At 68.0% G+C, this 9,359-nt stretch carries 3 protein-coding genes; 2 read left to right on the top strand and 1 reads right to left on the bottom strand.

Annotated elements, in window-relative coordinates:
* Both JWR86_RS03145 and JWR86_RS03140 read left to right on the top strand, forming a co-directional pair.
* The coding region (locus JWR86_RS03145) for a response regulator (RefSeq protein WP_299560595.1) at positions 1-4,683 on the top strand (4,683 nt) is incomplete at its 5' end.
* A gap of 23 nt (positions 4,684-4,706) precedes the next feature.
* Positions 4,707-6,848, top strand: coding sequence for a response regulator (locus JWR86_RS03140; RefSeq protein ID WP_299560597.1), 2,142 nt, complete (start codon positions 4,707-4,709; stop codon positions 6,846-6,848).
* A 107-nt stretch (positions 6,849-6,955) separates the two neighbouring features.
* Here JWR86_RS03140 and JWR86_RS03135 read toward each other — a convergent pair.
* On the bottom strand, positions 6,956-9,359 hold a 2,404-nt coding region (locus tag JWR86_RS03135), incomplete at its 5' end, for a glycosyltransferase (protein ID WP_299560593.1).

Below are 9,359 nucleotides of genomic sequence, written 5' to 3'. Positions count from 1 at the left end.
CAGGTGCCCGGCGTGGCCGGCACCTGGAAGGACCTGACCGACAACGTCAACTCGATGGCGTCCAACCTTACGGCCCAGGTGCGCAACATCGCCGACGTGGCCCCCGCGGTGGCCAACGGCGCCCGGTCCAAGAAGATCACCGTCGCCGTCAAGGGCGAGATCCTGGCGCTGAAGGAAACCATCAACACGATGGTCGACCAGCTGAACGGCTTCGCGTCGGAAGTGACGCGGGTGGCGCGCGAGGTCTGTACCGAAGGCCGCCTCGGTGGCCAGGCGCAGGTGCCCGGCGTGGCCGGCACCTGGAAGGACCTGACCGACAACGTCAACTCGATGGCGTCCAACCTCACCGGCCAGGTGCGCAACATCGCCGAGGTGACGATCGCGGTGGCCAACGGCGACCTGTCCAAGAAGATCACCGTCGACGTGCGCGGCGAAATCCTGGAGCTGAAGGAAACCATCAACACCATGGTGGACCAGCTGCGATCGTTCGCGGCGGAAGTGTCCCGCGTGGCGCGCGAGGTGGGCACCGAGGGCAAGCTGGGCGGCCAGGCCGTGGTGCCGGGTGTCGCCGGCACCTGGAAGGACTTGACCGACAACGTCAACTCCATGGCCAACAACCTCACCGGCCAGGTGCGCAACATCGCCGACGTGGCCACGGCCATCGCCCGCGGCGACCTGGGCCGCAAGATCACGGTGGACGTCAAGGGCGAGATCCTGCAGCTGAAGGAAACCATCAACACCATGGTCGACCAGCTGTCGGCCTTCGCGTCCGAAGTCACGCGGGTGGCGCGCGAGGTGGGCTCCGAAGGCAAGCTGGGCGGCCAGGCCATGGTGCCCGGCGTGGCCGGCACCTGGAAAGACCTGACCGACAACGTCAACTCGATGGCGTCCAACCTCACGGCGCAGGTGCGCAACATCGCCGAGGTGACGATCGCCGTGGCCAACGGCGACCTGTCCAAGAAGATCACCGTCGACGTGCGCGGCGAGATCCTGCAGCTGAAGGAAACCATCAACACGATGGTGGAACAGCTGCGCTCCTTCGCGTCCGAAGTGACGCGCGTGGCGCGCGAGGTGGGCACCGAAGGCCGGCTGGGCGTGCAGGCCGTGGTGCCCGGCGTCGCCGGCACCTGGAAGGACCTCACGGACAACGTGAACCTCCTGGCCGCGAACCTGACCACCCAGGTCCGCAACATCGCCGAGGTGACCACCGCGGTTGCCCGGGGCGACCTCAGCCGCAAGATCACGGTCGAGGTGCGGGGCGAGGTGCTGGAGCTGAAATCGACCATCAACACCATGGTCGATCAGTTGAACTCCTTCGCCGGCGAGGTGACCCGCGTCGCCAAGGAGGTCGGCACGGAGGGGAAGCTCGGCGGTCAGGCCCAGGTGCCGGGCGTCGCCGGAACCTGGAAGGACCTCACCGATACCGTGAACGTCATGGCCGCGAACCTGACCGAGCAGGTGCGCGGCATCGTCAAGGTCGTGACCGCGGTGGCGGATGGCGACCTCAAGCAGAACCTCACGGTCGCCTCCAAGGGCGAGGTCGCGGCGCTGGCCGAGACCATCAACAACATGACGGACACGCTGGCGACCTTCGCCGACCAGGTGACCACGGTCGCCCGCGAGGTCGGCGTGGAAGGTCGGCTCGGCGGTCAGGCCAACGTGCCGGGCGCCGCCGGCACCTGGAAGGACCTGACCGACAACGTGAACCTGCTCGCCGCGAACCTGACCACCCAGGTCCGCGCCATCGCCGAGGTTGCGACCGCCGTGACCAAGGGCGACCTGACGCGCTCGATCCAGGTCGAGGCGCGCGGCGAGGTCGCCGAGCTCAAGGACAACATCAACACGATGATCGGGAACCTCCGTCTCACGACGGAGCAGAACACCGAGCAGGACTGGCTCAAGACCAACCTCGCCCGTTTCACCAACATGCTGCAGGGCCAGCGCGACCTCACCACCGTGGGCCGGATGCTCCTGTCGGAGCTGGCGCCTCTGGTCGAGGCCCAGCACGGCGTCATCTACCAGGTGGATACGGCCGAAGGCTCGCCGACCTGTCTGCGGCTCCTCTCCGCCTATGCGGACGATGCCATTGCCGGCCATCCGGAACGGCTCCGGATGGGCGAGGGACTGATCGGACAATGCGCGCGCGACGCGCGACGCATGCTGATCACGGAGATGCCGGCGAACGTGGTGCCGATCGGGTCGGGCCTGTTCAAGGCGGTTCCCCGCAACGCGATCGTGCTGCCGGTGCTGTTCGAAGGCCAGGTCAAGGCCGTGATCGAGCTCGCCTCGCTCGGCAGCTTCACCGATCTTCAGATGTCCTTCCTGGAGCAGCTGACGACGTCGATCGGCATCGTCTTGAACTCGATCGAGGCGACCATGCAGACCGAGGGGCTGCTGACCCAGTCGCAGCAGCTCGCGGCCGAATTGCAGACGCAGCAGCGCGAGTTGCAGCAGACCAACGACCAGCTCGAGCAGAAGGCGCAGCAGCTCGCCGACCGCAACAACGAGGTCGAGGCCAAGAACCAGGAGATCGAGCAGGCCCGGCGCGCGCTCGAGGAACAGGCGGCCGAGCTGGCGCTGACCTCGAAGTACAAGAGCGAGTTCCTGGCCAACATGAGCCACGAGCTGCGCACGCCGCTGAACTCCATCCTGATCCTGGGCCAGCAGCTGACCGACAACCCGGACGGCAATCTCAGCACCAAGCAGGTCGAGTTCGCCCGCACCATTCACGGCGCCGGCACCGACCTTCTCAACCTGATCACCGACATCCTCGACCTCTCGAAGATTGAATCCGGCACGGTGTCGGTGGAGGCCGAGGAGATCTTCTTCTCGAACCTGCTTGAAGTCATGGCCCGGCCATTCCGGCACGAGGCTGAGAGCCGGCACCTCTCGTTCGAGGTCCGAACCGCGCCCAACCTGGAGCGCAGCCTCGTCACGGACGCCAAGCGCCTGCAGCAGATCCTCAAGAACCTGCTCTCGAACGCCTTCAAGTTCACCGCCGAGGGCGGCGTCACGCTCAGTGTTTCGCCGGTCGAGAGCGGCTGGAGCCCGGATCATCCGGTGCTGAAGAACGCACCCTCCGTGGTTGCGTTCGAAGTCGCCGATACCGGCATCGGCATCCCGCCCGAGAAGCAGAAGATCATCTTCGAAGCGTTCCAGCAGGCCGATGCCGGAACCAGCCGCAAATACGGCGGAACGGGCCTCGGCCTTGCGATCAGCCGCGAGCTGGCCGGGCTGCTCGGGGGCGAGATCCAGCTCCGCAGCGCGCCGGGCTCCGGCAGCACCTTCACGCTGCTTCTGCCGCTCGCCTATTCGAGCGCTCCGCAGGCCGGCAGGCACGCTTCGGGCGAGTTCGCCGCAAGCGGCTCACGCGACCGCTCGGCGCTCGCGCCATCCTCCCCGCCCTGGGCCGTGGCCGCGCTCGCCAAAGCCGCCGGCGCCAAGCTTGCCGAGCCGATGGCCAATGCGGAAGGCGAACCGCTCGACGACCGCAACAACATCGTGACGGGAGACGGTGTCCTGCTCATTGTCGAAGACGATGCGCATTACGCCCGGGTCATGATCGACCTCGCCCATGACAACGGCCTGAAGGTGCTGCTGGCGCGGCGGGGCGCGGACGCGCTGGCGCTGGCGCGCGAATTCAGTCCGACCGCGATCTCGCTCGACGTCTTCCTGCCCGACATGATGGGCTGGACCGTGCTGAGCCAGCTCAAGCAGGACCCGGTGACGCGCCATATCCCGGTGCAGATCGTGACCATCGACGAGGACCGGCAGCACGGCCTGGCCCGCGGCGCCTTCGCCTTCATGTCGAAGCCGACCACGGCCGATGGGCTCGAGACCGCACTGGCCCGCATCAAAACCTTTGCGCAGCCGCGGCAGAGGCGATTGCTCATCGTGGAGGACGATCCGGCCGAACGCATGAGCGTGACGGAGCTGCTCGGTGCCAGCGACATCGACATCCGCACCGCCGAGACCGGCTTGCAGGCGCTTGAGCTTCTGCACCAGGAGCCCGCCGATTGCGTCGTCCTGGACCTGAAGCTGCCCGACATGTCGGGCTTCGAGGTCCTGGAGCGCATCCGGGACGACGCCACGCTGTCCGACACCCCTGTGGTCGTGTTCACGGGGCGAGAGCTCTCGCCGGAGGAAGACGCGCAGCTGCACATGCTGGCCAGCAGCGTGGTCGTGAAGGGGGTCGAATCGCCGGAGCGCCTGCTCGACGAGACGGCGCTGTTTCTGCACCGGATCGTCTCCGACCTGCCCATCGAGAAGCAGCGGATGATCGAGCGGCTGCACAGTTCGGACGAGGATCTGGTCGGCCGCACCGTCCTGCTGGTCGACGACGACGCCCGCAACATCTTCGCCCTCTCCAGCGTCCTGGAGCGGCGGGGCATGAAGGTGCTGACGGCCACGACCGGGAGCGAGGCCATCGCCATCATCCGGTCGCAGCCGGACGTGGCGATCGTGCTCATGGACATCATGATGCCCGGCATGGACGGTTACGAGACGATGCAGGCGATCCGCGCCGATCCCTCGTTCCGGCGCTTGCCGATCATCGCCCTTACGGCAAAGGCCATGAAGGGCGACCGGGAGAAATGCCTTGAGGCCGGCGCATCCGATTACCTCGCGAAGCCCGTCAACACGGAGCAACTTCTCTCGTCGCTGCGCATGTGGCTGCACCGATAGCCGCGGGAACACCTAACGTGCATGTGCCCGACCCAGACCGGGTCAACATCCTCCTCGTCGACGATCAGCCGGCGAAGCTGCTCAGCTATGAGGTGATCCTCAGCATCCTGGGCGAGAATCTGATCAAGGCGAACTCGGCCCGGGAGGCGCTCGAGCACCTGCTGAAGACCGAGGTCGCGGTCATCCTGCTCGACGTCTCCATGCCGGAGCTCGACGGGTTCGAGCTCGCGACGATGATCCGGGAGCACCCGCGCTTCCAGAAAACTGCGATCATCTTCGTCTCGGCGATCCAGATCACGGAACTCGACAGCCTGCGGGGCTACGAGGCCGGGGCGGTCGATTACGTGCCGGTCCCGGTCGTGCCGGAGGTCTTGCGGGCCAAAGTTCGGATCTTCTCGGAACTGTACCGCAAGACGCGGCAGCTCGAGCGGCTCAATGCGGAGCTCGAGCAGCGGGTGGCCGAGCGCACGGCCGCGCTCGAAGCTTCAGCCGCGCGTCTTCAGGAGAGCGAGCAGCGCCGCAGCCTGGCGTTGGCGGCCGGGCAGATGGGCTCCTGGGACTGGGACCCGCGGACCGGCGAGGTGGTCTGGGATTCAGGTCAGTGCCGCATCTTCGGGGTCGATCCGGCCGAGTTCAAGCCGACCTTCGAATCAGTGAAGCCCTTCATCCAGACCGACGATCTCACGCGCATCGAAGCCCTGATGACGGCAGGACTGCCCGCATCCGGGACGTTTCAGACCGAGGTCCGCATCATCCGCCCGGACGGCGACGTGCGCTGGTGCATCTGCGCCGGCGCCGTCACGAGCGACCCGGAGGGGCCGCAGCCGAGGAGCCTGGACGGCGTCGTCCGCGTGAGCGGAGTGACCATCGACATCACCGGCCGCAAGCGCGCCGAGGAGGCGCTGCGCTTTCTCAACGAACAGCTCGAGCACAGGATCGACGAGCGCACGCGAGAGCGCGAGACGGCGCTGGCGCAGCTCTTCGAAGCTCAGAAGATCGACACCATCGGCCAGCTCACCGGCGGCGTCGCGCACGACTTCAACAACCTGCTGATGGCGGTGCTGGGCAGCCTCGAACTCCTGAAGAAGCGGCTACCCGCGGAGGACGCCCGGTCCCAGCGGCTGATCGACAACGCCGTCCAGGGGGCGGAGCGCGGCGCGGCGCTGACCCAGCGGCTGCTCGCCTTCGCGCGCCGCCAGGAGCTGAAACCCGAGTCGATCGACGTCGGAGGGCTGGTCTCCGGGATGGAGGACCTGCTGACGCGCGCCATCGGGCCCGGGATCAGCCTCAGCAAGGATCTGCCGGCCGACCTCCCCCTCGTGCGGGCCGACGGCAACCAGCTCGAACTCGCCATCCTGAACCTCGCCGTGAACGCGCGCGACGCGATGCCCAGCGGGGGCGCACTTTCGGTCGTCGGGCGCGAGCACCGGACCCTGCCGAACGACCCGGCCACGCCGCGCGAGTTGCCGGCCAGCGCCTATGTGAGGCTGGAGGTCTCGGATACCGGAATTGGCATGGACGAGGCGACGCTTGCCCGGGCCACCGAGCCGTTCTTCACGACCAAGGGGCCCGGAAAGGGAACGGGCCTCGGGCTTTCCATGGTGCAGGGCCTTGCGGCGCAATCGGGCGGCGCCATGACGGTGGTCAGCGAGCCCGGGCGGGGCACCAAGGTCGTGCTCTGGCTGCCCCAGGCTGAACCCGAGCAGGCGGGCGCGGCAGAACCCGATTCCGGGCAGGCCTCACGTGACGCGGCTTCGGTCAGCCATCAGCTGACCGTGCTGGTGGTCGACGACGATCTGCTCGTCTCGGCCGGCACCGCGGCCATGCTGGAGGACCTCGGCCACCGCGTGATCGAGGCGAATTCCGGCGCAGAAGCCCTGGACACGCTGGCCGAGCAGGGCCAGGCCGTGGACGTCGTGATCACGGACCACGCCATGCCGGGCATGACGGGGCTCGAACTCGCCCGCCGGATCCGGGACGCGCATCCGACGCTGCCGGTGATCCTGGCCAGCGGCTACACCGACATGCAGGACCTGGCGGCGTATGGCGACGTGCCACGTCTCGCCAAACCCTTCCGGCAGAGCGAACTCGCGGCAGTCCTCCCCGCGGCGCGTGACCGCAGGGCGCCGGAATTCCGGCCCGGCGAACTCGCCTCCTCGGGCTGACCGGCTGGCACGGCCCAAGCACCGGATCCGGGCCACCAGAGCCGAGCCGGGCCGGGTCTATTCGCCGCTGCCGCCCGCGCGATGGGACCCACCGGGCTCGCCGTGGATCAGCCGGCTGCCCGCTTCGGCTCGCTCGCGCGGCCGCTTGCGGAGGCGGCCCGTTTGGCCGCGGCCCGCTCGGCCCTGGTCTTGGCCCGTTCCCGCCGCAGGGCCTCGAGGCGGTCGCGCAGCCGCTCGGCCAGGACCCGCCACGTGCGGCGAGCCACCTGCGCGGCGGCCGCCTCGCCCATCCTGCGCAGCAGCGCACGATCCGACGCGAGCCGGCGCAAATGCTCGACCGAGAGTTCGGCGCAGCGCCCCTGCGGGACAAGGAACCCAGTGACGTCGTGGTCGATGGCCTCGGCCAGGGCGCCGCAATCGGCCGCAATGGGCACCACGCCGTGCGCCATGGCCTCCAGCACCGTCAGGGGCAGCCCCTCATAGCGCGAGGGCAGCAGCAGGACATCGGCCCAGCGGAAGACCTCTGCGAGACCTGCGTCGTCGTAGATCGGCGGCTCGACCCGATGCCGATACGGTCCAAGCAGTCGGGGATCGCTCGACATCACGGCCTTGCCGACCACCCGGATCTCGAAATCAGCATCCTGTCCGATCGCGTCGAAAATCGCGCTCAGCCGGTCGAGGCCCTTCTGGGCATCGAGGCGGCCGAGATACAGGACGCGAACGGGCCCCTGCCTCGGGCCCTCGCTGCGGGCCGTGCCCTCCAGCGTCGGGTGAAACGAGGGCGCGTTCGGCAGCGCGAGGATCTTGGCGCGCGGGATGCCGAGCCCTGCCATGTCGGCCGCGAGGGCGTCGGAGCAGGTCAGCACCAGATCAAGCGCGTGCTCGTAGGCGAGAGCGAGCGTCGGGTGGCCCAGGTAGCCGCCGATCTCCGACTTGTCGAAGAGGTGGAGATAGCTCGCCGTGGCGACCTCGCGCCGCCGCAGCCCGCTCAGAAGGGGCAGGACCTCAGCCGAGTGGCAGCTCACGACCAGCTCGAACGTGGCCAGGAGGTTGGAGAGATCACGCCCCCATGGCTGGTCGGTGATCTCGGGCAGGCGCGTGCCGAAGAACGAGGCCCCGGCCCAGGCGGCTGCGCGGCCGCGGGGGTCGAGCACATAGATGTCGTCGAAGGCGTCAGCGGCGGATGTCGCGCGGCGCACTTCGTCGCGTCCGAGCAGGATCAGGGTCGTGCTGAAGCCGAGGCGACGCAACTCGTGCGAGAGGCAGAAGGTCACCTTCTCGACCCCGCCGAAATCCGAAACCGGCAGCACGAACGCGATGCGACCGTGCCTCGGGCTCGCGATCGGCGGCAGGAGCGCATTCTCGAATTGCACGCGGGCGCGCGCCAGCATGGCGTCGAGCGGGCGCGCTCCGAGGAAGATGTCCGTGACGACGTTGTCGGGCCGGCGAGCCATGGGGCTGCGGCGGAGATCCAGGCAGAGTTGGACGAAATCCGCGGCCGCCTGCTCTCGCGGCTGTTCCGACCCGAGCAGCTCCGCCGGAATTGACACTTCGAGGGAGGCAATCCGGTAGGAGGCGCCCTCGGACGGCAGCTTCACGATCCAGTCGTCGCGCTCGTCGCTCAGGATCGCCTGCAGCAGCGCCTTCGGGGCCGCGATCAAGTGACATCGGGGCGAGAAGTCGAGCCCGCGGCGGACCCGGATGGTTTCGTCGGCCGACGGCGCGAGAACCACGGACACGAAATTGTGCTCGGCGAGAAGCTGCTCGATCTCAAGCGACAGCCAGTGCAGCAGGCCAGCCCGACGCAGCGCTTCGATGACGGGCTCGCCTGCGGTCAGCAGGTACTGGCCGGCCCATGCGAAGCTCGGCTCGCGGATAGCCTGCCATTGCCGCGTCGCGAATTCCGCGAGGCTCATGGTCGTGCCGGCGCGATCGAGGTCGGTGGCCAGTTCGACCGTCTTGGCGTCCGATCGGACCAGCGCGAAGCGCGGCAGCTCGTTGTGTTCGAGCTCCACGAACGCGTTGATCTGAAACAGGTGCTCGTGCTTGCGCCGCAGGTAGTCCCGGATCTGCTGGTCCGCCCGGGTGGAATCCGCCAGCATGCTCTCGGCCCGCTTGCGATACGACAGGCCGAGTGCGGGAAGGTGCCGGCCCCGGAAGCCGCGCTCGATCGCCGATAGCCAGAAATCCCAATCCTCGTAGCCGAGCCGCATGTCCTCGTCGAAGCGGAGGTCGGTTTCGATCATCCGTCGACGGACGAGGCTGCCGGCCTCGCACAGATTCACGACGGAGGCTGCATAGGCGTTGAAGTTGCCGCTGTAGTCGTTGAACAGCCGCAAGCCGAACATCCGGATATCGGGATAGAACCAATCCACCTCCGGGAACGTGACCAGCGCCTCCTGCATCGCCGCGATGCTGTAGGGCGCCAGCATGTTGTCGGCGTCCAGGAAGTAGATGCCCTGCGCCTCCGGCAGAGCGCGCAACGTGAACTCGATGCCGCGATTGCGGGCC

This window comes from Enterovirga sp., from assembly GCF_028290205.1.
Taxonomy (GTDB): domain Bacteria; phylum Pseudomonadota; class Alphaproteobacteria; order Rhizobiales; family Beijerinckiaceae; genus Enterovirga.
The sequence above is the reverse complement of the archived record's forward strand: the minus strand, read 5'-3'. Positions and strand labels throughout refer to the sequence as shown.